The following is a 25,105-nucleotide window of genomic DNA, read 5'->3' as shown; positions in this document are numbered from 1 at the left end:
CAATTTTGGTTAATACGTCTATGTTGTACTAGCAACAAATCGTATTTTTAAAGAAAAATCGCCAACCATGTTTCAAAATTGATATTTCAAGCAAAAAAAAGCCCGCTCAAATGAGCGGGCTTTCAAAACATTTCAGAAAAACACTAGGCAAGAGTGATGCGCGCGAACTTGCGTTTACCCACCTGGTACACGTTTTCACCTTTTTCAGTGATAACTAAACGGGTATCTTCCACTTTGTCGCCGTTAATTTTAACTGCACCCTGCTTAATCATACGCATGGCGTCTGACGTTGACCCAACAAGCTTCGCTTCTTTTAGCAAATTACCAATTGCAATGCCTTCGTCGCTTAGCGCTATTTCAAGCTCCGGCATGTCGTCAGGAATGGCATTTTTTTGGAAGCGTTGGATGAAATCTTGATGCGCGCCTTCAGCTGCAGCATCGTCATGGAAGCGCGCAATAATTTCTTTCGCCAACATGATTTTAATATCACGCGGGTTTTCACCGTTAGCAACACGAGATTTAAGCTCAGCTATCTCTTCTAGTGGACGGAAGCTAATAAGATCATAGTAACGCCACATCAAATCATCGGAAATAGACATTACTTTACCGAACATATCGTTTGGCGCGTCTGTGATACCGATGTAGTTGTTCAAAGATTTAGACATCTTCTGAACGCCATCTAGGCCCTCAAGTAGCGGTACCATCACAATAGATTGCTGCTTTTGACCTTGCTCTTTTTGAAGTTCACGGCCCATAAGTAAATTAAAGCGCTGATCAGTACCGCCTAATTCAACGTCTGATTCAAGCGCCACAGAGTCCCAACCTTGCACCAACGGATATAGAAATTCGTGAATAGCGATAGGTTGACCATTGCTATAACGCTTTTTAAAGTCGTCGCGTTCTAGCATACGCGCAACCGTTTGGCTTGCAGCGAGTTTGATCATGCCTGCTGCGCCCAGTTTATCCATCCATTCTGAGTTAAAACGTATTTCTGTCTTATCTTCATCAAGGATCTTGAACACCTGTTCTTGATACGTTTTCGCGTTTTCTAATACCTGTTCTTTGCTTAAGGGCTTGCGTGTTACATTTTTACCTGTAGGATCGCCAATTAGGCCAGTAAAATCGCCAATAAGAAAAACAACTTTGTGGCCTAGTTGCTGGAATGTACGCAACTTGTTGAGCAACACAGTATGACCTAGATGCAGATCAGGCGCAGTTGGATCAAAACCCGCTTTAATGGTTAGGGTTTTGCCGGATTTGAGTTTTTCAATTAAATCCTCTTCGGGAAGTATTTCATCTACGCCCCGTTTAATCTCAGCTAGCGCTGTTTGCCAATCTTTCATTTGTAAGTCACACTCTTAAATAAACTGTACATTCAATAATGGCGGGCATTTTACGCGTACAACGGAACCATTAAAAGGTTTGCGCGTCAAAAAACGGATTCCAAACAGTCATGTTGTTAAACCCAACAGTTTTGAACGTGAAATCTGTGTACTGAATTGTCTTATGTCGAACGTAAAGGGATGGCTAAAGCCTTCACATTCGCAAATATTCAGCGCACGCTTGAGATGACCACGGTGTTAAGAGCTATTGGGTGTAACAATTTGCGCTAATAAAATAATGAGAAAAGTTGCATTTTTAAGCAACGTATGTGAAATAGAGTTGTGCACATAACATTTCTCAGGTGGGCAGTAGTATGAGAAAGAAATTAGACCCTTCAAAAGCGGTCAATTTATATAAAAATTTACCTAAGCAGCACAGAACAGGTATCGCTATCGCGAGCCTGTTTCTTGGCGGGCTTATCCTTTTGCCGTCGGAGCCAGTTGAAGCTAGCCGCCATCAAGAGGCACATATTTTAGATGCGGGCGTTCGCTATCCGGTAGATCTGCATATTACGCCGTCTACTGATGTGTTTTCTGGTGAAGAAGAGTCTACGTGGCAAACCTATAAAGTTCGCAGTGGCGACACATTAGCAAAGTTATTTAAACGAGCAGGTTTTACTGCCCGCGACGTTTATAATGTGACCCAAGCTGGCGAGCTAGCAAAAACACTTGTTACTTTGCTGCCTGGCGATGAACTCTCGTTTAAAGCAAATAAAGACGGTAGTTTTGGAGAATTGAAGTACAAACTGTCTTCAACGGAAACCCTGTTTGTTCGTCCTAGTACGTCTGGCGATGATAACGGGCTTACTGCCCAGCTTGAGAAACGTGATGTCGACATTCGCTATAACTTCGCGCAAGGTGAAATTCACTCTAGCTTTTGGAATGCCGCGAGCGACGCTGGCTTAACCAGTAATCAAATTATGAATTTGGCTGGAATTTTCGGCTGGGATATCGACTTTGCAATGGAAATTCGCTCTGGTGATACCTTCAATGTCGTGTTCGAAGAGCAATACATTGATGGCGAGTTTGTTGGCTATGGCGATATTGTGGCTGCTGAATTTACCAACCAAGGCGAACATTTTAGCGCGATCCTTCATGAAGACGGTACCTACTATACGCCTGAAGGCCGCAGTATGCGTAAGAGCTTCTTGCGTGCCCCGGTTAACTTTAGATACGTAAGTTCTAACTTCACAAAAGCGCGTTTTCATCCTGTACAAAAGCGCTGGAAAGCACATCGCGGTACTGACTATGTTGCAGCGGTTGGCACACCAATCATGGCCGCTGGCGATGGAAAAGTGATCAAAGCGGGCTATGATAAATACAATGGCCACCATGTTTTCATTCAACACGGTGAAAAATATACCACCAAATACCTTCACTTTAAGAAACGTGCAGTGAAGGTTGGAGATACGGTTAAACAAGGTCAAACTGTCGGTTATCTTGGTAGCTCAGGTATGGTGACTGGCGCGCATCTACATTATGAATTCTTGGTAGATGGTGTACATAGAAACCCACGAACAGTAGAGCTACCAAAAGCGCTACCGATTGCAAAGGAAGAGCGAGAAAGGTTTATGCAAATAGCAGAACTTCGTCAACAGCAGCTTAATAACAACAAACGTATTATGCTTGCGATGAAATAGCAGCGCTATGGCAAAATATATTGGCCTGATGTCAGGCACCAGCATGGACGGCGTCGACGCCGTCCTGTGTGATATTACACAAACCTTCTGTACTACCCTCGCCGCACATTCAACGCCCTATTCAAACGAGTTACTTTCAGCGCTTAACGCGCTTTGCACAGAAGGTCCTGACGAACTGAATAGTCTGGCAATTGCAGACAGACTAGTTGCTGAAACCTTTGCCCGGGTTACCTTAGAATTACTTGAACGAAATGACCTTACTGCATCAGATATCACGGCCATTGGCTCCCACGGCCAAACAGTACGCCACCACCCAAATGCAGACGTACTATCGGCACACTTTACCAAATCCTCAGTTCGAGGTTTTACTTGCCAGATAGGCGACCCCAATACTATTGCCACGTTAACGGGCATTGATGTTATCGCCGATTTTAGGCGTAAGGATATTGCGCTTGGAGGACAGGGTGCTCCCCTTGTTCCCGCCTTTCACAATGCAATTTTTGCAAGTAGTGAAACATATCGCGCCCTTGTGAACATAGGTGGTATTGCTAACGTTTCACTGCTTTCCCCTCGACATGAAGGCCTCGCTCCCAGAGGATTTGATATCGGGCCGGGAAATAGGTTAATGGACCAGTGGATAAGCCTTTATTTAAATGAGAGCTTTGATAGAGACGGTGCTTGGGCAGCGTCGGGCTCCCCTCATTCGGGCCTGCTTCAGCAGCTTCTACTGGACGACTATTTCCAGCTACCCGCACCGAAAAGTACAGGTAGAGAATATTTCAATATCGACTGGTTAAGTAACACGCTCGCAGATTACTTTCCTTCTAGTACGGCGTTAGATGGTGAAGAGGCGAGTAACAATTTAGCGCCAAAGGATGTTCAGGCTACTTTACTGGCTTTGACCGGCGAAACTATTGCTCGAGATATCAAAACGTACTTACCACAAGTAAATAAATGTGGTGAAGCAAGCGAAGTTATTATTTGCGGAGGGGGCGCATTTAACAAAGCGCTCTTGGCCTATCTTGTGGACGCTTTAGATAACTACAAGGTCTCTGATAGCTTTACTCTCGGCATGCACCCTCAACACGTTGAGGGTGCCGCATTTGCGTGGTTTGCACATGCCTACGTCAATGACATACCCGGCAATGTGCCTGAGGTGACAGGGGCATCTAAAGCCACTGTGCTCGGAGCGCTTTTTAAAAAAGCATGAAAAGGGCGCTGTAGCATCGCCCTTAATGAAGAACGCTTATCACCTATTTGGCGATTCCCATTTCCATATCTTTTAACGCCTCAGCATCTACTTTACTTTTATTGTCAACACATCCTTTTTTAGCGCGCATATCGAAATACCCATAGCCACCCACCAGCAAGAAACAAATAGCGGGAACAACATAAGAGATTACTACCCCTGCGCTATCTATAATAGCGGCTTGGAATAACGGCAAAATTGCTCCGCCTAGTATTGCCATTACAAGACCTGCAGCGCCAAGCTTGGTATCTTCTCCTAATCCCTCAAGAGCAATACCGTAAATCGTAGGGAACATGAGTGATAAACATGCAGATATAGAAACAAGTGCAATTACGCCTGCTAAATTAGGTGACTGCGTCATAAAAATACACAGCGCCATTGCGATTAGCGACATTATCATTAGAAGTCTCGCTGGATAAAGGTACTGCATGACCCACGTCATAACAAAACGAGAGATAAGAAACACAATCATACTGTATTGCAAGATCTCACCACCACTAACCTCATTTCCACCCATAGCTGTCATGGCGTACTGAATAGTGAACGTCCAAACGCAGGTTTGCGCGCCAACGTTAAAGAACTGAGCCAGTACACCAAAACGGTAGTGCTTGTTTGCCACTAAGCGTTTTAGCGACGCACCAAGCTTAACGTCTTCGACACTCGTCTCTACCGACTCTTGAATGGGCGCTTTAATCAGTGCTATTGCAACCCAAACTAACACAAGCACACAAGCCATACCTACATAAGGCAGCATTACCGCATCAAGTTCAGCACCGATAACAGATTTAAGCTCGCCTACGGACATGGCTGCCCGCTCTTCTGCCGAGGCTTGATTCAGGTTCGGTAGAATAAGGGTCGCGGCTAAAAATACCCCTAAGTTTGTACCCACAGGGTTGAACGCCTGAGCGAGATTGAGACGGCGAGTAGCACTTTTCTCACTTCCCATAGCCATCACATAAGGATTAGCTGAGGTCTCAAGAATAGATAGCCCACCCGCTAATACAAAAAGGGCGGCCAAGAAAAAGCCATAGGTCATAGTTTGACTGGCTGGATAAAACAAAAACGCTCCCGCAGCAGCACACCCTAATCCGGTGAGCACTCCCGTTTTGTAAGAAAAGCGTTTATTGATAAAGGCTGCAGGAATTGCCAGACAAAAGTACGCACCATAATAGGCAAACTGTACAAGTGCTGATTGCAACGAAGACATGGTAAATATTTTACTAAACACTTTAACAAGTGGGTCAGTCATATTGGCAGCAACCCCCCATGCAGCGAAGCAGATTGTTAACAATATAAAGGGGAGTAATGTGTCTTTGGAAACTAAAGGGGCGTTGTTTTTCATATAAACGGCCTTTTGCTTGTAAATAATTAGTTAACCAATTTAATCACCGCATTTTATCACTGTCAATAAATCAATTTAGTTTATTTAATTATAAAAAGGTAAAAATTTATACTTTGGATTAAGATACTAATTAACAAAGCCCTTCACCCTCAAATAACGCACATTATTAAAAACAAAAATAAATCATATATATCAATATTATAAGAGTTAAAGTATGACTGTTTCATGTGAGCCACAAAAACTATTTTCGACAATCAAACCTGCTTGAATTTTTAACCAAAATTAAACAAACCAGCAAAAACATATAAATAAACATGGTTGATTTAATCGATACATTTAGATAGATTTCGTCTTGCCTTAAGAAAGTGTTAACACACTGTTATTTCAATTGGTTCATTTTTTATAGATTTAACAAGGAATTAGCGGGCAACAGACAAGAAATACCTTTGTATTTTTCGTCACAAAGTCATAACAGTTCAAACTCGCCACGTATTTTTAATTGAGAGAAAAATGATGGATAAACCTATCTCCTTCTGCACGGCTAAGACAATATCGCAATGTTTCTTTGCAGCGCTTATATCAAGTACGCTCGTATTTTCTACTACCGGTCTAGCATCACAAGGTAACTGGCAAGAAGCGTTCGACTTTCAAGCTAGTTACACCGGCGAGTCAGCGACAAATATTAAGGGAGGTCAGCGAAGAGGTAGTGCTTACGCCGGACAGCTTTTTGTGGGTGGAGAATTAGATTTAAATACCTTGCTAGATTGGGAAAACACCAAAGTTCATATTGCGATGACCAATCGGCATGGAAAAAACCTAGCAGAGCATTACATCGGCAATAGCACTTCTGTGCAGGAAATATTTGGTGGCCAAAATACTCGTCTTGCTCGCTTTACTATTTCATCCACATTTCTTGACGGTGATTTGGAAGTAGAAGGTGGCCGCACAGTGGCCAACATCAGTTTTTTGGGATCTGAGCTTTGCCAATACTTTCAAACAAACGCAGCGTGCGGCAACCCCACGTTTGTTTTTAGAACCAGTAACTTTACCTGGTGGCCTGTGTCGAGTTGGGGCGGACATGCGAAATACTGGCTTTCACCAAAGACCTACTTCCATACAGGAATATATGAAGACAATACCAGCCATCAAGACCTGGGGGACCACGGATTTGATTGGGCTACAAATGAGGCCACCGGCGTCGTGGTTCCGTTTACGCTAGGTTATCAAACCACGTGGAATGATGACGAGCTTCCAAAAAGATATGAGATTGGCGGTTGGTACGATGGTGCTGATTATACCGATCCTGTATTTGATGATGAGGGCAACTATGCAGCACAGTCAGGAAATGATTATGCAGTTAGGAACGGTCGCTCGGGTATATTCGCCCGCTTTGAACAAACTGTTACTCGCCCTAACCCACTTACCAAAGAAGGACTAACGCTGTTTGGCGCTGTGCTAACCGGAACTTCAGGCGAATTAATCGAAGACTACTATATAAAAGCGGGTTTCGTATTGCGCGGTACATTTGCCTCTCGTCCTGACGATACTATTGGTTTTGTATATACCCGCCAGCAGTATAGTAACGAAGCACTAGAAGACCAGCGTATTCAGCGAGCTCTGAACGGCGGCGTTGGCACGCCGGCAAGTAGTCAAACTATGTTAGAGCTGAGTTATGGTTACCAACTCAACGAACATGTAAGAATTCAGCCAAACGTACACTATGTTATTAACCCCGACCAGTTCGCAGAGCGCGACAGAGTCAACGCGTTTGATGACGCAATTGTTATAGGCCTACGGTTCGACGTTAACCTTGCTGCTCTTATTTTCCCTTAATTAAACGCGCCGAAAGGCGCGCTTTTTTTGGTGCCATACCGTCTAGTGTTGAAATCAAGGCTCCTCATGTATTGAAGTTGAAATAGATATCTTTTCTCTATTGCCTTCATGATCAATCCAAGTCCCCCATATTTATGTATTCACTACTATCTCAAGTACAAGGGGTTCATCTATTTCGTGCCCCTTATTGAAGTATTCAGATTAATTAAGGATAAGGAATGACAGATTCAGTACTTTTTAGCACTTTTGATTGGGCAGGTAATACGCTTCAAAATCGAATGGTGTTGGCACCAATGACCCGAGGGCGGGCAGGCGCCGATCGCATACCGAATAAAATTATGGGCGATCACTATGTACAGCGCGCCGACGCGGGCCTCATTATCACAGAAGCTACAGCTATTTCAGAAGAAGGTATTGGATGGGTTGATACTCCAGGAATTTACACCGACGAAATGGTAGATGGCTGGCGCTCTATTGTGGACCGCGTTCACCAAGCTGGCGGAAAAATTATCTTGCAGCTATGGCACACTGGGCGTGCGTCACATAGTGACTTTCATAATGGTGAACTGCCCTTATCAGCCTCAGCAATAAAGATTGAAGGTGATGAGATCCACACACCAAAAGGTAAAAAGCCTTACGAAGTGCCAAAGGCAATGACCTATGATGACATTAAGCGAACCGTTGAAGATTTCAAAAAGGCGGCGGTTAATGCGAAAGCGGCAGGCTTCGACGGCGTTGAAGTACACGCAGCTAATGGCTATCTTATTAATCAATTTCTTGATAGCCGCAGCAATCAACGTGACGACAACTATGGCGGTAGCCTAGAGAATCGCTATCGCTTCCTAGCAGAAGTCATGGACACTGTACTAAGCGTATGGTCAAGCGAGCAAGTGGGCGTTAGATTATCGCCAAACGGTGTCTTCAACGACATGGGCGCCGATGATTTCCGCGAAACCTATACTTATGTAGCGCAACAACTCAATACTTTAAATATAGGCTACCTTCACGTTATGGACGGCCTAGCGTTTGGTTTTCACGAGCGTGGCGAGGCGATGACCCTTGCCGAGTTCAGAGCTTTGTATGACGGCATGCTCATGGGTAACTGTGGCTATACAAAAGAAGAAGCAGAGAAACGCTTGTCTGATGGCGATGGGGACATGATAGCCTTCGGTAGACCATGGATAACCAATCCAGACCTACCTACTCGTTTCAAGCACGATTACCCGCTCGCATCATTCGACGACCCATCTACTTGGTACGGTGGTTCAGAAGAAGGCTACAACGATTATGAAACTTACCGCGAAAAAAGTGGAAAAGACGCCATGACGTCTCTTACTTAGGCATAATAGCGCTTCACTTTTTGTTGGTAAAAAGAGAAAGGCAGAGCGTCTCGCTCTGCCTTTCTATTCTGCGCGCTTTAGCGCAATTAAACCTAGCCCACAGATAAAGACTAAACCATTAATTGAATGACTTTTTCTGAGCAGCTAACACGGCGAGCTTTTCCAAACACGACATCCAGGCATAGTTATGTTGTTCGCACTCTTGCTTGTTCACAAACCCTTGCTGCAAAACTACGAGCCTAACGTTGTTTTCTTCGGTTTCTTCAAAGTGTATATCCACCGTTGTCATGATCGACTCTTCAATGTCGTCTTCCCATGCCCAGGAAAACGACAACTGTTCACTTGCTAATATAGTCACGTATTCACCGGTCAAAGACATTTCAATGCCGCTGGGATCCATCATTTTTATGCGATAACGCCCGCCCTCTTTAAAGTCGCACATGATTTGTGTCACTGAACAATCACCCGGAGCAAACCATTCAGAAAGATATTCAGGTTCGTGAAATGCTGCAAAAACAAAGGGCAATGATGCATCTAGCGTTACATCAATTTTAAACTCGTGCATAAAGCCGCCTTAGATAGTCTTCAAGATTAAGAGTCGTTGTATCTTTTATTTTAAGATAAAGGCGTCAGCTTACCAGCGCCATTAATCTTTCATACAAAAAAATCCCGAGCCCGCGTAAGGAAAGGCTCGGGAGAAGGAGTACATCCTCAACATTTTCTATCGACTGCTCAATGCAACTTCTTGAGCTAAATAATGACGCTATGCCCCTTTCATCAATGAGTCCATGCTGGCTTTACTGCCGAAGTGCTGCGAACTAACTCTTTCACTCACCAATAAATACAAGCTGTCGATGTCTGCATTTGCCATAAAATTCTCACAAAAACCTGGCACGTGTGGCTCGATAAAATGTTTAGCGGCTAACATAAAATGGGCAATGAGGTGCTTGACGTTGTCGGTTCCCATGGCTATGCGCATAGTAGTTAATTCAATCCCAGCTTTTTTCTGTTCTTCTGTACTAAGTTCAGAGTGAGACGTCAATGCGGGGCATAGGATAATCGTGTTGTTCTGGCCAATACTCACTTGATGACTAAACGCGGGCTCTAGAGCATCAAAGAAGCGAACGAATACATCGCGGGGTAAGTTTGCCGGCGCCATATCAACGGTAAACAACGTACACGGCCAGCCATGTGCATGCTGTTTCTCGCGCAGCCCAGCATTACTGTGTTCAGGCAACGCGTGGCAGTTAACGCGAATTTGATCGTGAGCATTAAGAAATGCAGTAAAGACTTGCGTGTTGATCACTTTCGTCATCATGCGTTGTTCAAGGGTCTTCATACCGTTTAATACGTCAAAGGCCTTTTCAGAATCTAAGAACGCACCTTTAATGTAATACACATCCCAGAACATGGTTTCTGACCAGTCTACACCGTTGACTGAACTGCCTTTGGGTTGGAACATGCGATGCCCCTCCCCTATCACTACGCCCGCCGTGGTTGCGCCACTTCCACACAAATCCTTGGTGTAGCTGTGGATCACATAGTCTGGTCGTGCAGCCTTATTTTTATGCTGTAAGGGTTGGTGTAAAACAGGCGTAGCAAGCGTTGAGTCCAACATCACCAACGCATTTTGTGCGTGAGCCAGTTCACAGATGCCCGGTACATCTAATACATAACCATGTGGATTACAAGGCGACTCTAGATACACATGCATCTTCGCGCCATTATTTAAGCGAGACGCATGCTCAGCTTTCGTTGTTTGCATAAATTCAACAAAGCTTTGCGCATCATAACCGTCAAACCACGCAATTTGAATATCCATGCGGTTGCTGCGAGCGAAATAATCATGGAGCAACTGATAGACGCCACCGTACACGTTTCTAGAAACGATAAGTACATCTCCGTGACTTAGTACATTTGATAAACAGGCATCAATTGCCGCCATGCCTGAATTAAAGTTCCATGCAAGATAATCGGCGGCGTAAGGGCCCGCTTCCATATCTACAATAGCGTTAGCAAGAGAGATATTCGTTGGGTTTAATAATCGCGAGTAAATTTGGTGAGTAAACTCTTTGCCTTGAAACGCATCATCTACCCACTCGGTACAGGCATATACATAGGTTGCCGTACGCACGACCACTGGCGTTGCAGAGAAGAGCGCGGTGACGTTGTCAAATAGAGGATAGTGCCCTTGCGAGCCATTTCCGCTTGATAAACTCTGGTAGGTTGCGCGAAAGGGGTTTTGTAACGTATCTAGAATTTTAGCAATCTGGAAAGAAAGAAACTTTTTAGCATTGAAATACGCGACTCTGTCCTCTTTATCAAGTTCTTTCAAGGTATTGCTGGTAATGTCCCACAATTGCATTACGCTTGCTTGTGCGCCGTAAAGATGATGTGCAGTACTCGCAAGTGCTTTACCGTAATCGCTTGCTGAATCGATACCAAAGTGAGCGAGCTGTTCATCCACCAGAGCCTGCGTGGTTTCAGCTTGGGTTGTGTTACGCTTTGGAGAGAGTACTTTAGCGTGCTTCACATCAATATGTGTTGCTAGTGGATTTTGGGCATTATTTTCTGACTGCATGACGATTCCGTTGCGAATTAACTTCAGGTGCAATCAACGTTGCACCAACACTATTTACAAAAATGTAAAACTTAAATCACATTTTTAGAACAACCAGCTGAACGATTTTAGTTGTACGTCTAGGAAAGAAATGTTTACTTACCATGCGTTAAGCGACCAGCCGCGAGGGATTTGGGAATGATAAAACTGACAATACTAAGCGATGAAGCCCATGAAATTGCTGAGGCTTTACAACAGAAAATTGCTGATAGTGATGCATTGCGAGGAACAAATCGCGAGTCATTGCTAACAATAGACCAGGTTACATGCCACCCTGATCAAGTCGATACCGATAATGTGACCGTACTACTTTCCGACCCAGATCTTACCGCTGTGATTATTGATAAATGTTCGGCGCTAAAGTGGTGTCAGTCAACATGGGCAGGTAATGCACCGCTTCTCAACGCAGGCAGAACAGATTATATGCTCACTGGGTTAAAGGGAATTTTCGGCAAGCTCATGCGTGAATATGTATTTGCCTATTTACTCCAGCATGCAAGAAATTTAAACGCTTTTGAAAAGAATCAGCGGGCAGCCACGCCTAAGTGGGAAGCATCGCCACGCGTTCCGCTTAATGGGCAAACCCTTGGTGTTGTAGGTCTTGGCAACATCGGACAGGCGCTGATACCGGTAGCGAATGCTTTTGGCATGAAAGTGGTAGGATTAACGCGAAGTGGTAATGACGTAAAAGGTGCTGAGCGCGTGTATACGCCAAGTGAAATAGAGGCTTTTTCCGGTGCCTGTGATCACATCGTTAATTTGATGCCAGACACGCCAACAACACAAAACTTGCTATCTTATGAGTTTTTTAATGCTTTAAAACCTTACAGTATATTTATTAACGCAGGGCGCGGAAGTGCTGTAGACGATGAAGCATTAATCAGTGGGCTGGATAAAGGTACTCTTGCTCATGCCGTGCTCGATGTATTTCGACATGAGCCGTTACCTCCTACTCACCGATTCTGGCATCACCCAAACATTACCATAACGGCTCATACGGCAGCGGAATCCCAGCCAAGTGATGTAGCAAGCGTATTTTTAGAAAATGCTGAGCGCTATTTAGCGCGTTTGCCGCTTAAGTATCAGTTCGACTTTGCGAAAGGCTATTGATTATCCAATAGCCCTTTTTTATCGCTTCTCTTTCTGCTAAAAAGTTTTAGCGCTAACCGCGAGGATCGGTAGCAGTAACCTCTATACGGTTGTGATGCTTTTCGTGAAACTCTAATAATTCTGGAAATGCCTTCATACTGTGTAATTCGCGAAACAGCACCCAGTCGATCATGGTATATAAGCAAATTTCTGGGTAAGTCCATCCGCTAAAACCACCAGCATCAAGCTGGTCAACTAACGCAGTAAGCACAGCTTCAATTCGTTCATTTTGAAGCCTGAAATACATTTTATCTTCACTAATATCAAAGTCTGAACGCTTAAGAAGCATGAGTTGTACAAACGAATCGTTAGCTGCATCTATCAGGGTCAATTGATTTTCTTCTTCCCAAGTTAAGCCGTCGTGATCAAGCTTGTCGGCAAGATAATTGTAAATAATGCGGGAATCAAAAATCATTTGCCCCTCGTCCTCAAGACAAGGCACTTTAAGCGTCGGGTTGCGGGAGGCGAGTAATTCTCGGTCTTCACCCGAAAATATTTGAAGGTTTAAAAATTCGTGCTCAGTGGAGGCGAGTACAATACGTATGCGGCGTACATAGGGAGAAGTCGTTGAGCCATACAATTTCATAACGCTGTCCTAAAACGTGGTCGTTTGATGAAATTAGTGTAGCCGGAATTTGAAAACAAAAGGAAGTATTAAAAACAAGACAACCGACAGGCATACAAAATGATGCGATGTATGCCTATGGTTGTAGAAGTCGTCAACATTTAGCGCATTTTGAATCCGTACAAAAAAGCGCTCACTATTTGAAAAAGCCTTATCGCTTTGCGAAGAACGCTAAACGCTGAAGCTCGCACCACAGCCACAGGTTGTAGTGGCATTGGGGTTTTGAACTAAAAACCGTGAGCCTTCTAGGCCATCTACGTAATCAACTACGCCACCAACAAGATATTGTAGACTCATCGGGTCAACCACCATGGTCACCGTGTCTTTCTCGATGGTCATATCGCCTTCATTCACTTTTTCATCAAAAGTAAAACCATATTGAAAGCCAGAACAGCCACCACCTGTTACGTATACACGTAATTTCAAATCAGGATTTTCTTCTTCTGAAACAAGGGCTTTCACTTTCGCTGCTGCAGCGTCAGAAAACTCTATCGGCAACGCCGTTTCTACAGACATACCCACCTCTAAATTAACTTCGTGCTTACGCACTTTGTGCTTGCTCGCAATTATCTAATACTTGCGGATAGTAAGCAATTATTGGGGCAAAACTTAACGATTCAAGTTTATCTCCACCATTGAGCGAGCGATAAACTAAACGTAAAGATAGAAAAATAAAGCTAAGTAGTTAACACTGAAATACCAGAGCCCCTGTTTTGGGCTCTGCGCACTGAATCATTAAAATCGAGGCGCGCTAATGAATAATACCGACAATACACTATTGCTTCCTTCTCCCCCTATTTTGTTTGAGGATTTTGGGCAGTCTCGTTTTGATAGCAAAGAAGAATACAAGGACGCATTAGGAAAACAGCAAGAGAAGCTCTTTCACGTTCAGCAATCTTACTTCCATCAGAAAAAGCGTGCGTTGGTCGTTTTTGAAGGCTGGGATGCGTCTGGTAAAGGTGGCGCGATAAGACGTATAACGGAGAAGTTAGACCCTCGTGGCGTAAGCGTATTTCCTGTCGCTAAGCCTGCAAAAGAGGACCAAGACAAGCATTTTCTCTATCGCTTTTGGCAGCACATCCCCTCTCCCGGCACCCTCAAGATATTCGACCGTTCACACTACGGTAGAGTATTGGTGGAGCGCGTTGACCAGCTTATCGACGAAAAGACCTACAAACGTGGTTATGACGAAATCAATGCGTTTGAAAAAACGCTCAGTGATAGCGGGGTACGTATTATTAAGCTCTTTATGCACATTTCACCGAAAGAGCAGCGCGAACGTTTTGAGGAACGCCTTCACAATCCATTTAAACGCTGGAAGTTAACCGAAGAAGACTTACATAACCGTAAAATGCGAAAAGAATACGTTAGGGCAGTGAACGAGATGTTTGAACGTACTCACACAAGCTACGCACCGTGGCGTATTATAAATGGGGAATACAAGTGGCAAGCACGGGTAGACGTACTAGACACTGTTGTTTCTAGATTAAGCGAAGGCGTAGATATTTCTCCGCCTCCACTTGATGAGAACTTAATTGCACAGGCCTCCAAACAACTTGATGTAGATGAAGACCTAATCAACAGCTAGGGCAGGTAACCGTTAGCAATAGCGTGCTGTAGCGCTGGTGAAAAACCGCTGTAGCACTGGTATAAAACCATTATTGTATTGGCTTCTATGCTAGGGCGCATTTCCCTACCAGACTTAGCTGTTGCTGTCAGGTAACGTCACATTGAGTTCAAGTACGCTGCAATCGTCATTATTGTCCAGTTGCACCGACACTTGATCATCAGCAATCGTCACATATTTGCGAATAACCTGAATAATTTCCTGCTGCATCATAGGCAGGTAATCAGGCTCAGTACGCCTTTTGCGTTCGTGCGCAACAATGATCTGCAAACGCTCCTTGGCTACCGCCGCAGTGCTCGGCTTTTGCTTCTTCTTAAGCAGGTCGAAAATACCCATTACTTCCCTCCTAGCAGGCGCTTAAAGAACCCTTTTTTCTCTGCTTCAAGGAAACGATGTGGAACAGTTTCGCCCAGCAGACGTTTGACGGCGTCAGCATAAGCTTGTCCTGCATTAGCATCTTCGTCAAGAATAACGGGTTGACCTTGGTTAGACGCTTTTAAAACCGCTTCAGATTCTGGAATAACACCTAATAGCGGTATAGCCAGTATTTCTTCAACATCAGCAACGCTCAACATTTCAGCGCTTTCAACGCGGGTTGGGTTGTAGCGGGTTAGCAAAAGGTGCTCTTTAACCGGCTCGCCTTTCTCAGCGCGCATAGACTTGCTTTGTAGTATACCCAAAATGCGGTCTGAATCTCGTACTGATGATACCTCTGGGTTGGTAACAACAATAGCTTCATCAGCAAAGTACAACGCCATTTGTGCCCCCTGCTCAATACCCGCAGGAGAATCACAGATGATAAATTCGAAGTCTTTTTTCAGTTCATCAAGCACCGCTTGAACACCATCAACCGTAAGCGCATCTTTATCTCGCGTTTGAGACGCAGGAAGAATAAATAAATTTTCTGTGCGCTTGTCTTTAATTAATGCCTGCTTGAGCGATGCCTCTTTATTAATAACATTTACGAAATCGTAAACGACCCGGCGTTCGCAGCCCATGATAAGGTCAAGGTTTCGCAAACCCACATCAAAATCTATCACTACCGTTTTGTGACCCGCTAACGCAAGCCCCGTACTTATTGCTGCACTCGATGTAGTCTTGCCTACACCACCTTTTCCTGAGGTTACTACGATAATCTTTGCCATCTATTCTTTCCTATTGGTGCGTACAAAGCATCAAGCCAACGGCTCTATACGTAATGTTTCTTCTTCTAAATATACTTGTGCAGGTTTCTTCCAGCATTCACCCTTGACGGTTTCGTGCATGATAAATTGCCCTGCAATTGAAATGAGTTCCGCGTCTAGCGACTGGCAAAATACACGGGCCCCCGTGTTACCTTTAACACCGGCTAGCGCGCGCCCGCGCAACGTGCCGTAAACATGTATGTTGCCATCGGCGAGAAGTTCAGCACCTTCGCTTACCGATGCTGTCACCACCAAATCACCGCCTTCAGCATATACTTGCTGGCCTGACCGAACCGGACGGTTTATTACTTTGGCTGGTTTAATTTCAGCTTTCAAAGGCGTTACCGCAGATGGCGAAGCATCACTGTCTGATGACGTATTCGCGGCGCTAGTCGATGACTGCTGCGCCTGACTGCCGCCGTTATTTTCACTACTATTTACGTTGCTTGCAGTAGCTTGCTGAGACGGATTTTGCGAGCGAAGAACACTATCGGTAAACTTGCTCTGGCTGACATCCGCCAAGCCCAAATCGTTAATGGTTGGCTTTAGTTCAGCCACCTCTCCTTTCACCGCCATGGGTTGTAACTGCAAGCGACGACACAGCGCAACAAGCAATTCAAACTCAGTAGCTGACAAGGGTTTTATCAGGTGCAATATCAGTGAGGAACGGGTAAAAAACTGCGGCGCGCTCGCAATCTTTTGCGATAGCTGAGCTTCGAAGTTATCTGGTTCAAAATCTATTACTTCTAACACAATACTGGTGAGCGTAGTGCCCTTCATGCGAAAGCAAGTTTCTGTCATTTTTTCTTCCCGAAAAGGCGTTGCTTATACATTGGTACTAGCAAAACCTATTAGCGCAATAGTTTGTCGCTGTCTTACGCAGCGATTCAAATAGTTTCAATGGGTCACTGTATCAAAAAACCCCCGTACATACAGCAACTGTAATGTCCTTTTCACTACTGTATTAGCCAATATTATGCCAATAACCGAATTATTTTTAACGAAGAAAGGAATTCACCAAAATTGCTTCAGAATTGAAATTTATTTCACCATAAAAAAATGCGGCAAAACGCCGCATTTTTTTAACACTACATCTCTGTTTTAAGCGCCTAAAGACGAGTAAGTGCTCTAGGGTCGAGCAAGGTTTCTAGCTCATCTCGGGGTATATCTGTCATCGCCTCGGCAACGTCAATAACCGGTTTATTCTCTTTATATGCTGCTTTGGCTATTTCGGCTGCTTTTTCATAGCCAATGACAGGATTAAGCGCGGTAACCAATACTGGGTTTCTGTAGAGCGGTGTCTCGATATTATCTTTATTAACAGTGAAACCTTCAATGGCTTGCTCGCCGATAAGCTTGGCGCTGTTGGTCATTAGCGACAAGCTTGATAATAGATTATTAGCAATCATAGGCAGCATGACGTTTAGCTCAAAATTACCCGACTGCCCTCCGACTGTTATGGCTGCGTCGTTGCCTATAACTTGTGCACAGGCCATCGCCACCGCTTCGGGGATCACTGGATTCACCTTTCCTGGCATAATTGACGAGCCAGGCTGCAATGCAGGTAAGGCAATTTCACCAAGACCAGCAAGTGGCCCCGAATTCATCCAACGCAAATCGTTAGCTATTTTCATGAGCGTAACCGCAAGACTTTTGGTCGCGCCAGATAATGTGACTGCGGTATCTTGAGAACCAATAAGCGCAAAGAAATTGTCTGCCGGTTTAAAGCCTACGTCGGTAATCGCATTTAAACTATCGGAAAAGGAAACCGCGAATTCCGGGTGTGCATTTACGCCTGTGCCTACGGCGGTACCGCCCTGAGCAAGCGTTTGAATAGCAGGTTGCACTGCACGCAGTGTTTTAACTTGCTGCTTAAGCTGTGCTGCCCACGCCAGCAAACTTTGGTCCATTCCTACCGGCATAGCATCCATTAAATGAGTGCGCCCTGTTTTGCTGTACTGCGACACCGACTTCGCTTTTACCTCAATAATGCCAATTAGGCTTTCGACAGCCGGTATAAGCTCGTTCGTGAGCGCCATGGCAGCACTAACATGAATAGTTGTTGGTATGACATCATTAGAGCTTTGACCATAGTTAACATGGTCATTGGGGTGAACCTCTTCATCTGCGTAACCCGAAGCCAAATTCGCAATGACTTCGTTGGCGTTCATATTGGTACTTGTTCCCGAGCCCGTTTGAAAAATATCGACGGGAAAATGCTGCACAATGTCTTCAAGAGAAAGTAGCTCGTCACACGCTTTAACAATGGCTTGTCCACGATTGCTATCAAGAGCGTTGAGTTTCATATTGGCTTGTGCTGCCGCTTTTTTCACTGTGATAAGCGAGCGTATAAAAGCTTCAGGCATACGCTGCCCGCTTACTGGAAAGTTTTGAATGGCCCGTTGAGTTTGCGCGCCGTAAAGCGCATTTTCAGGGACTTGAAGTTCTCCCATGCTGTCGCGTTCTGTGCGTGTTGCTGTCATTACTCGTATCCTTGTGTTGGTGAAACTCGTGTTATGTGTGCATGCCCATAAGCGCTTACGCGTCATTCACATTGGTGTCTGCAACTCGGTAAGCTGTCTATTCTGTAAGCTCTCTAAAGAAAATAGGGCACTAGCAAATGCATATCTATTTTTATTCTTGCAAGCGCAATTCGATCACTCCCGCTGCGAGCACAGCGCTCAGCTTTAAGCAGAGGCTTGTATATATGCGCTAAACAACTGTAGCGCCATCAAGATAATTTATACCAATACATCCAGCTCATCTGCGCTGTTTCCGAATCGAACTTGTTGCTGTGCATTGCTTATTGATGATATAGGCTTCCTTGTGCGTTAAAAGTTATGAAAGACGAATCAAACACCCTTAAGCACAAATATAAATGATAACCATTAACATTTACAATGATCCAGTGGTATTCTTTCCCGTATAGTTAACCGAGTCTTCTTATTCCACCGAAAGGTGCAGTTACTTTAAATTCAAAGGATATTTTTTATGATCAAGAAATTACTTGGTGGCACAGCCCTCTTCTTTTTGGCCTCTAGTGCATTCGCTAATGATTGTGAGGTTACTGTGGAATCAAACGATGCTATGCAGTTCAACACCTCGAACGTGACCATTCCGACGAGCTGTAGCGAATTTACGGTGACACTTAAACACACTGGCCAATTGCCGAAACAATCTATGGGCCACAATTGGGTTATGACGACTAAAGCCGATAGTCAAGCTGTGGCAACCGATGGCATGAGTGCAGGGTTAGATAACAACTATGTAAAGCCTAATGATGAGCGCGTTATCGGCGCTACGGAAATTATTGGTGGTGGCGAGCAAACCTCAACTACGTTTTCCGTTGAAGGCTTGAACAAAGATGAAGAATATATGTTTTTCTGCTCATTTCCAGGCCATATCGGCATTATGAAAGGCACAGTGACCCTTTCTAGCTAGCAGTTCGCTTATACAGGCGCACCTCTAACGGTGCGCCCTAATCTAGACAGGATTACTCTTGGGTTAAAGTTGTAACGGGCACGACATCTGAAATCGAAAAAGATACAAGGATGAAGTGCAAAAAGGCCCCCTAAACCTTGCAGCAAAAGCACTGCTTATAACCCCTTACTCAATCTCTACAGAAAGGGCCTCGCTCCATGGAACCCTCATCTCATAAGTACCCTTTCGAGTTTTGTATTGATAAACTGATGTAGTGAATTCAACGGATTCCACATCGATGTCTTTATCAATGGTGAGAGTAACGTTAACCGCTTGGAAAAAACGAAACCGATACCTAACGTTCTCTGCTAACAGGTTCGATTCACCAGATTTGAGAGTAATAGGTTCGCCGTTTTTTTTACCTACAATAGCAATCGTTAAATCGCCATTTATCACCGCCTTTTGCTGTTTTGACTGCAGTAAAACCAACCTTAATTGATACGTAGTGTCGCTAAGTTTGAAAACCTCTACTCCTTCGATAGCAAAGCCGTCTTCAGTTTTTTCTGGCGCCATTACCCGTTCGTAAAAGCTGATCAACTCCTGCTGAGCTTCTATCTCTTTTTTCTGTTCATTAAGTGTATTGACAATTTTTTCAGCTTCTAACGACGCAATCTCAACGGCCACTTCAAGCTGATTCACTTTAGTCGTTAACGCATTGTTCTCTTCAGACAAAATAGCAATTGTCTCTTGCTGCGCCTGAACTTTTTTACTATCACCCTCGTCAATCATACGGGCAAGTTTATAACCAAATCCCACCATGGCTAGCATTATAAAAGCCACTAGCAGTGACCATTTGTAGTTTCCTAAAATGTGTTTTAACTGATCGGTTGTCATGATCTCTATATCAACAAAAATGCAAAACGCTAACGCGTTCTAAATATTATGAATTTTAAGTGTTTATGGTAAGCTGCTAGCTACGTTAACCTACTGTACCACAACATGCGCTTGCAGGCTTTAAGAGAGGAAGTAGCTCACCCACGCACATCCATTCAGTTGTGCATGCTGGGCATTGTAGGGGGAACCTGCGCGGCGCTTATTATTATCTTGTTCCGGCTATGTGTGGAATGGCTGCAGGAAACAGGCGTATCGTCGCTTAAATCGGTTCTCACTCACGACTGGTTAGTATGGTTTATCATGCCCTTGATAAGTGTGGGTCTGATACTCTTCATTGCTTTTTTAACTGGCTTCAAACATTACCGCCTTGGTATTCCCTTCGTTATTCACCGGGTAAAATATTATTATGGCTATGTGCCTCTAAGAACCACCATCAACCAATTTTTTGGGGGTATGCTTGCGTTAGCGGGCGGGTTTGTAGTGGGAAGAGAAGGTCCCTCAGTACACATGGGCGCGTCAAGTAGCAGCTTTTTAGGCCAGTGGCTTCGCCTTCCCTACAACAGTATTCGAATACTTGCTGGCTGCGGTATCGCTGCTGGTATATCCGCCTCATTTAATACCCCCTTCGCCGCAGTTATCTTCGTAATGGAGGTTGTGCTCCGAGAATACAAAATCCATATCTTTGTTCCCATCATGCTAGCTGCCGCCTGCGGTTCGGTCCTTACGCGTATCGTGTTTGGTGAGGTCAACGAACTGTCGTTTTTATCGTTTAACGCGTTTAGTCAGTGGATGTACTTTTACTTGGTTCTTTTAGGCATTCTTTTAGGTGTCTTAGCCGTATTATTTAACAGTCAGCTAATGCGTGTTATGACACTTTTTAGACCGGTATCTATGGTGTGGCGACTTGTACTCGCAGCGTTGATTACAGGCTCTATTGGCATGTTAATTCCTGAAGCTCTTGGCGCTAATTTCATAGACGTTGAACATTTGTTTGATAGTTCCCCTGGCGCGCTCCTGCTTGTTTCAACCTTGGTATTCAAAGTAATTTTAGCGGTTTTTGCCATTGGCTTGGGCATACCAGGAGGGATCATAGGTCCAGTAATGGTGATCGGAATGCTAGCGGGTGCAGTGCTTCTTTTGCCATTATCTTACTTTATTGATGTTCCCGAATTTACAAATAGCTTTGCGCTACTAGGCATTGCCGGTATGTTGACAGCCGTATTACATGCCCCGCTTGCAGCCCTATCAGCGGTTATGGAGCTTTCTTACAGCCCGCAAATTATATTACCGGCCATGCTTGTTATCGTGCCAGCTTATGTTACTTCCACGCAATTTTTTGGAAACCGATCCATATTTATACGGCAGCTTGACTATCAGAACCTGCCCTACGCCATTTCTTCAATTCGAGAAGCGCTGGAGAAAACTGGCGTACTCGCTGCAATGAATACCGAATACAAGTTGTTTCACGATGCTCCAGAGGCTGCACTTTTCAATTATTTAGAAAGTAATCCGACACAAATTGTTGTTCAAAAATCAAAGTTTGAAATAGATGTGCAGTATAAACTGGTCCAATACAATGTCAGTCTGGAGCACGATGCGACGGCGCTTAACTACTACGAGATGGAAGGCATTAGCGCCCAGTCAACGCTGCACGAGGTGTATGAACATCTCAAAAATTCGCGCTCTGGCGCAGTTTATATTTACGATCAAGAACTTAACGATATTATTGGCGTAGTTACCTGGAATATCTTGCAAAGTTTTTTACAGAAGGCGCAATATTAATATGTACATTTTATGGTTTAAGGCACTGCATATCTTTTTCATGTTGGCATGGATGGCAGGGCTTTTTTATCTACCACGGCTTTTTGTGTATCACGCCACCACTCAATCACAAGTTGTAAAAGACGAATTTAAAGTTATGGAGCGTCGGTTATGGTTCTTCGTAACCCCATTCGCCTTGTTAACTCTAGCATTCGGCGTTGCGCTTATTGTCAGTTATGGCGGTACATGGTTTAAAATGTCAGGGTGGCTTCACATAAAGTTATTGCTTTTACTTGCTATTTACGGGTACCACTTCTATTTGTTTAAGTTGTTGAAGCAATTTGAGCGAGACGAAAATAGGCATTCTCCTCGCTTTTACCGTTTTTTGAATGAGGTACCGGTATTGGCCATACTCGCTATTGTTTGTTTGGCGGTAGTAAAGCCTTTTTAGCGAGAAATTAAACCCTTTCGGGGCTTGATAAAAGGAGTATCAAGCCCTGAAGCGATAAACCAGCAATAACGATGTAAGCGCAAGAAAGCACCGGGTTGAAGCTGTTTCTCGGATTTAAATAAATGTACTTATCGGAATACGACATGGACGACAGTAATCAACACCTTAAAGATTTGCTCAAACAAACAGATTTGGCCTTTAAAGCCCTGATGCGGGAACCGGCTTCCTTGCGGTTAAACGAACAATACGAAAAAGCGAAGCTGGAACTAGACAGTTATACAGCTTCCCTCAAACACACATTAAATCAGCGTCAGCATCAGCGACAGCGATAGCTGCTAAACTTAATGTTCAGGCGAAAGGTAGTTATTTAAGTTTTGCTGAATGTCTCAAACTGATTTGGCAACGCCCCAGCCAATTCGCCCGAAAGCTTTGTATAGTCGGCAAGTACTGACGGCAACTGCTTAATCAGCAAAGCCATGTTCATTTTTAACTGCTCGGTTTGTTCTTCATTGCGATACGAAAGGGCTAAATCCACATTTGCCAATGTAGAAAACAGCTTTAAACAACGTGATAGTCGCGCTTCCGGCGCTTCTTTAGTGCTGTCACCGCTCTTTTTCTCGAATTGTTGCCACGCATTTTCCCAAACGGGTTCCAATAACTTGTGGACATGAAGTAGTCCGGTCAACCAGCTCTCTAATGCTTGCGAGGGTCTTCTGAAGCCATTCACCTCTTCGGCCGAAATTAGTTCCTTAGGCAGTGGTGACTTTTCTTGTCGCATAAAATCGAGATGCGCGCGTAAACCATTCATCAACGCATCTGCCAGTTTATCTACGTCCTTATCTACAAGCTTACTGTCACCTGACTGAATTAACCAAGGCATCCACTGCTCGGGCATAGGTATCTCTGGTGCGGAGGCTACGGCAAAGATCATCCCATCAACTTGGTAAGTAGAAGGAAGAACGTTTTCAAAATTAGGCAACGACACAATATCGCTCACCATCGTTATCGGATAGCCGTCTTTCACCATTAATGTCCTATTTTAATTTGCGTTCTATTTCGTGAAACGGTAGTCTGCGCGCCCACTTTGCTAAGGGCGTATTTTTTAACCTTTTACCCTCACTTAAAATGGGTAAAGGCGAGAGAAAATGACTTGCCCGCATTGGGTACGCGACAATAGGTTTAAAACCAATCTGTTACTGTATTGGTTTAGCGGTACTGTTGCGTGCTCGCCTACCTATTGTCATGATAGCAAAACTTAACTAAGAGTCGTTGCAATGGCAAAAGATAAATCAGGATATATCATCGCGGCCGCATTTATAGGGCCGGGAACAGTAACCACAGCAAGCTTAGCAGGAGCTAACTTTGGTTTTCACCTCGTATGGGCGCTGCTTTTTTCCATTTTCGCTACTATAGTGCTGCAAGATATGGCGGCTCGATTAGGCGTGGCCAGTGGCAAGGGCTTGGCCAGTGCAATGAAAGATATGGCATATAAACCCTGGCTAAAAAATGTGTTTATTTTGCTTATAGTCAGTGCCATCGGTATCGGAAACGCCGCCTATGAGTCTGGAAATTTAACCGGAGCAGCCATTGGTCTAGATGCCTTCATTAACATAGGCATCGGTCCATGGGCCAGCATATTGGGCACTATAGCGATTGTCTTGCTTTGGTCTGGAAGCTACAAATGGATTGAAACCGTTCTTGTCTACTTGGTGTTTATTATGGCTGGGGTGTTTTTAGTTACGCTATTGGTAGCCAAGCCTGACGTTGCTGCTATGTTTAGCCAATTCATCTCTCCCCGCTTGGATGCCGATGCGATTACAACGGTGCTTGCGCTAATCGGAACAACCATCGTTCCCTATAATTTATTCTTACACGCTAGTCTCGTAGCTAAATCATCTCAAGGACAGAATAAACACGACGCAGTTGTAGCCTGTCGCAATCAATCAGCGAGAGCAATAAGCATGGGCGGACTTATCACACTAATTGTAATGGCCACGGCCATGATGGCGTTTTTCAATCAAGCTGCCACCATGGACGCATCTAATATGGGAGAACAGCTCAAACCGGTTTTAGGTGATAAAGCGCAGTGGTTCTTTGCACTTGGTTTGTTTGCAGCCGGATTAACCAGTGCGATCACGGCACCGCTCGCAGCCGCTTACGCAGTAACTGGTGCGCTTGGGTTATCTGACAATATGCAAAGTAAGAGCTTCAAGGCGGTGTGGTTCATTATCATTGTTATAGGTGTAAGCGTTGCAGCACTTGGCTTTAAACCGTTACCTGCTATTTTGTTCGCACAAGCCACCAATGCCCTGCTACTTCCTATCATTGCTATATTTTTGCTAGTGGTAATGAACAAAAGCACTGCGTTGGGTGAATTTAGAAACACGTGGAAAAGTAACGTAGCGGGCTTTGTGGTAGTTGGCACTGTGATTGGTTTAGGTTTGTATAAATTAATCGGCGTTTTTAGCTAGTTACAGAGATGAGGGCAGAGTTAGTCTGACTTTTTTGAAAGTTAACCCAGTTGGCAGGTTTCAAAAGCAGTAAGACAACGTAACTAACAGACTGCATAGAAAAAGGGCCGCTTTGGC

The 25,105-nt window shown here is 44.3% G+C and carries 23 protein-coding genes; 11 read left to right on the top strand and 12 right to left on the bottom strand.

Annotated elements, in window-relative coordinates; all coding sequences use genetic code 11:
* Positions 1-143 precede the first annotated feature (143 nt).
* Positions 144-1,343 (bottom strand): tyrosine--tRNA ligase, encoded by a 1,200-nt coding sequence (gene tyrS / locus C6Y39_RS01030; RefSeq protein ID WP_105929477.1) that lies wholly within the window; start codon positions 1,341-1,343, stop codon positions 144-146.
* Positions 1,344-1,696: 353 nt separating this feature from the next.
* On the opposite strand from tyrS, the gene C6Y39_RS01025 reads away from it, so the two are divergent.
* Together C6Y39_RS01025 and C6Y39_RS01020 are read left to right on the top strand one after the other, a co-directional pair.
* Entirely contained in the window at positions 1,697-3,022 is a 1,326-nt protein-coding gene (locus C6Y39_RS01025) for an OapA family protein (protein WP_105929476.1), read from the top strand.
* Between the two features lie 7 nt (positions 3,023-3,029).
* Entirely contained in the window at positions 3,030-4,232 is a 1,203-nt protein-coding gene (locus C6Y39_RS01020; protein WP_105929475.1) for an anhydro-N-acetylmuramic acid kinase, read from the top strand.
* 43 nt (positions 4,233-4,275) lie between these two features.
* Here C6Y39_RS01020 and fucP read toward each other — a convergent pair whose 3' ends face one another.
* Positions 4,276-5,613 carry an L-fucose:H+ symporter permease gene (gene fucP / locus C6Y39_RS01015; protein WP_105929474.1) on the bottom strand — a complete coding sequence of 446 codons (1,338 nt, stop codon included), beginning with the start codon at positions 5,611-5,613 and terminating at the stop codon, positions 4,276-4,278.
* A gap of 513 nt (positions 5,614-6,126) precedes the next feature.
* On the opposite strand from fucP, the gene C6Y39_RS01010 reads away from it, so the two are divergent.
* Together C6Y39_RS01010 and C6Y39_RS01005 are read left to right on the top strand one after the other, a co-directional pair.
* Positions 6,127-7,446: a carbohydrate porin gene (locus C6Y39_RS01010; RefSeq protein WP_105929473.1), complete on the top strand. Its 1,320-nt coding sequence runs from the start codon at positions 6,127-6,129 to the stop codon at positions 7,444-7,446.
* Positions 7,447-7,664: 218 nt separating this feature from the next.
* Positions 7,665-8,786, top strand: a complete 1,122-nt coding sequence (locus tag C6Y39_RS01005; RefSeq protein WP_105929472.1) for an alkene reductase — start codon at positions 7,665-7,667, stop codon at positions 8,784-8,786.
* A gap of 118 nt (positions 8,787-8,904) precedes the next feature.
* Here C6Y39_RS01005 and C6Y39_RS01000 read toward each other — a convergent pair whose 3' ends face one another.
* Entirely contained in the window at positions 8,905-9,351 is a 447-nt protein-coding gene (locus tag C6Y39_RS01000) for an SRPBCC family protein (RefSeq protein WP_105929471.1), read from the bottom strand.
* A gap of 198 nt (positions 9,352-9,549) precedes the next feature.
* Complete coding sequence (locus C6Y39_RS00995; RefSeq protein ID WP_105929470.1) at positions 9,550-11,367, bottom strand: trans-sulfuration enzyme family protein; 1,818 nt, start codon at positions 11,365-11,367, stop codon at positions 9,550-9,552.
* A gap of 177 nt (positions 11,368-11,544) precedes the next feature.
* Between C6Y39_RS00995 and C6Y39_RS00990 the strand changes: the two genes are divergently transcribed.
* Complete coding sequence (locus tag C6Y39_RS00990) at positions 11,545-12,516, top strand: D-2-hydroxyacid dehydrogenase (RefSeq protein ID WP_105929469.1); 972 nt, start codon at positions 11,545-11,547, stop codon at positions 12,514-12,516.
* Between the two features lie 52 nt (positions 12,517-12,568).
* On the opposite strand, the gene C6Y39_RS00985 is transcribed toward C6Y39_RS00990, so the two are convergent.
* Both C6Y39_RS00985 and erpA read right to left on the bottom strand, forming a co-directional pair.
* Positions 12,569-13,141: a glutathione S-transferase family protein gene (locus C6Y39_RS00985; RefSeq protein ID WP_105929468.1), complete on the bottom strand. Its 573-nt coding sequence runs from the start codon at positions 13,139-13,141 to the stop codon at positions 12,569-12,571.
* A gap of 210 nt (positions 13,142-13,351) precedes the next feature.
* Entirely contained in the window at positions 13,352-13,696 is a 345-nt protein-coding gene (gene erpA, locus C6Y39_RS00980; protein ID WP_105929654.1) for an iron-sulfur cluster insertion protein ErpA, read from the bottom strand.
* Positions 13,697-13,934: 238 nt separating this feature from the next.
* Here erpA and C6Y39_RS00975 point away from each other — a divergent pair, with 238 nt between their 5' ends.
* Positions 13,935-14,768 carry a polyphosphate kinase 2 family protein gene (locus C6Y39_RS00975; RefSeq protein ID WP_105929467.1) on the top strand — a complete coding sequence of 278 codons (834 nt, stop codon included), beginning with the start codon at positions 13,935-13,937 and terminating at the stop codon, positions 14,766-14,768.
* Between the two features lie 114 nt (positions 14,769-14,882).
* On the opposite strand, the gene minE is transcribed toward C6Y39_RS00975, so the two are convergent.
* The 4 genes from minE to C6Y39_RS00955 all read right to left on the bottom strand — a co-directional run bounded on the left by minE (position 14,883) and on the right by C6Y39_RS00955 (position 18,474).
* A complete protein-coding gene (gene minE / locus C6Y39_RS00970; RefSeq protein WP_105929466.1) occupies positions 14,883-15,143 on the bottom strand; it encodes a cell division topological specificity factor MinE in 261 nt (86 codons plus the stop codon).
* Positions 15,143-15,952 (bottom strand): septum site-determining protein MinD, encoded by an 810-nt coding sequence (gene minD / locus C6Y39_RS00965; RefSeq protein WP_105929465.1) that lies wholly within the window; start codon positions 15,950-15,952, stop codon positions 15,143-15,145. The genes minE and minD overlap by 1 nt, the downstream gene beginning before the upstream one ends.
* 30 nt (positions 15,953-15,982) lie before the next feature.
* On the bottom strand, positions 15,983-16,792 hold the full coding sequence (minC, locus tag C6Y39_RS00960) for a septum site-determining protein MinC (RefSeq protein ID WP_105929464.1): 810 nt from the start codon (positions 16,790-16,792) through the stop codon (positions 15,983-15,985).
* A 308-nt stretch (positions 16,793-17,100) separates the two neighbouring features.
* Complete coding sequence (locus C6Y39_RS00955) at positions 17,101-18,474, bottom strand: class II fumarate hydratase (protein WP_105929463.1); 1,374 nt, start codon at positions 18,472-18,474, stop codon at positions 17,101-17,103.
* A 508-nt stretch (positions 18,475-18,982) separates the two neighbouring features.
* On the opposite strand from C6Y39_RS00955, the gene azu reads away from it, so the two are divergent.
* Entirely contained in the window at positions 18,983-19,432 is a 450-nt protein-coding gene (azu, locus tag C6Y39_RS00950; protein ID WP_105929462.1) for an azurin, read from the top strand.
* A 165-nt stretch (positions 19,433-19,597) separates the two neighbouring features.
* Here the strand turns inward: azu and C6Y39_RS00945 are convergent, their stop codons facing one another.
* Entirely contained in the window at positions 19,598-20,305 is a 708-nt protein-coding gene (locus C6Y39_RS00945; RefSeq protein ID WP_105929461.1) for a DUF6776 family protein, read from the bottom strand.
* Positions 20,306-20,410: 105 nt separating this feature from the next.
* Here C6Y39_RS00945 and C6Y39_RS00940 point away from each other — a divergent pair, with 105 nt between their 5' ends.
* The 3 genes from C6Y39_RS00940 (at position 20,411) to C6Y39_RS00930 (ending at position 22,849) form a co-directional block, all read left to right on the top strand.
* On the top strand, positions 20,411-22,087 hold the full coding sequence (locus tag C6Y39_RS00940; protein ID WP_105929460.1) for a chloride channel protein: 1,677 nt from the start codon (positions 20,411-20,413) through the stop codon (positions 22,085-22,087).
* 1 nt (position 22,088) lies between these two features.
* A complete protein-coding gene (locus tag C6Y39_RS00935) occupies positions 22,089-22,517 on the top strand; it encodes a CopD family protein (protein ID WP_105929459.1) in 429 nt (142 codons plus the stop codon).
* 122 nt (positions 22,518-22,639) lie between these two features.
* Positions 22,640-22,849: a hypothetical protein gene (locus tag C6Y39_RS00930; protein WP_240618777.1), complete on the top strand. Its 210-nt coding sequence runs from the start codon at positions 22,640-22,642 to the stop codon at positions 22,847-22,849.
* A 35-nt stretch (positions 22,850-22,884) separates the two neighbouring features.
* Here C6Y39_RS00930 and C6Y39_RS00925 read toward each other — a convergent pair whose 3' ends face one another.
* A complete protein-coding gene (locus C6Y39_RS00925) occupies positions 22,885-23,544 on the bottom strand; it encodes a UPF0149 family protein (RefSeq protein ID WP_105929458.1) in 660 nt (219 codons plus the stop codon).
* Positions 23,545-23,791: 247 nt separating this feature from the next.
* Here C6Y39_RS00925 and C6Y39_RS00920 point away from each other — a divergent pair, with 247 nt between their 5' ends.
* The gene (locus tag C6Y39_RS00920; RefSeq protein WP_105929457.1) at positions 23,792-24,988 is read left to right on the top strand and encodes an Nramp family divalent metal transporter; all 1,197 of its coding nucleotides are present in this window, start codon (positions 23,792-23,794) and stop codon (positions 24,986-24,988) included.
* Positions 24,989-25,105: the final 117 nt, after the last annotated feature.

The sequence above is a fragment of the Alteromonas gracilis genome, from assembly GCF_002993325.1.
Classification (GTDB): domain Bacteria; phylum Pseudomonadota; class Gammaproteobacteria; order Enterobacterales; family Alteromonadaceae; genus Alteromonas; species Alteromonas gracilis.
The sequence above is the reverse complement of the archived record's forward strand: the minus strand, read 5'-3'. Positions and strand labels throughout refer to the sequence as shown.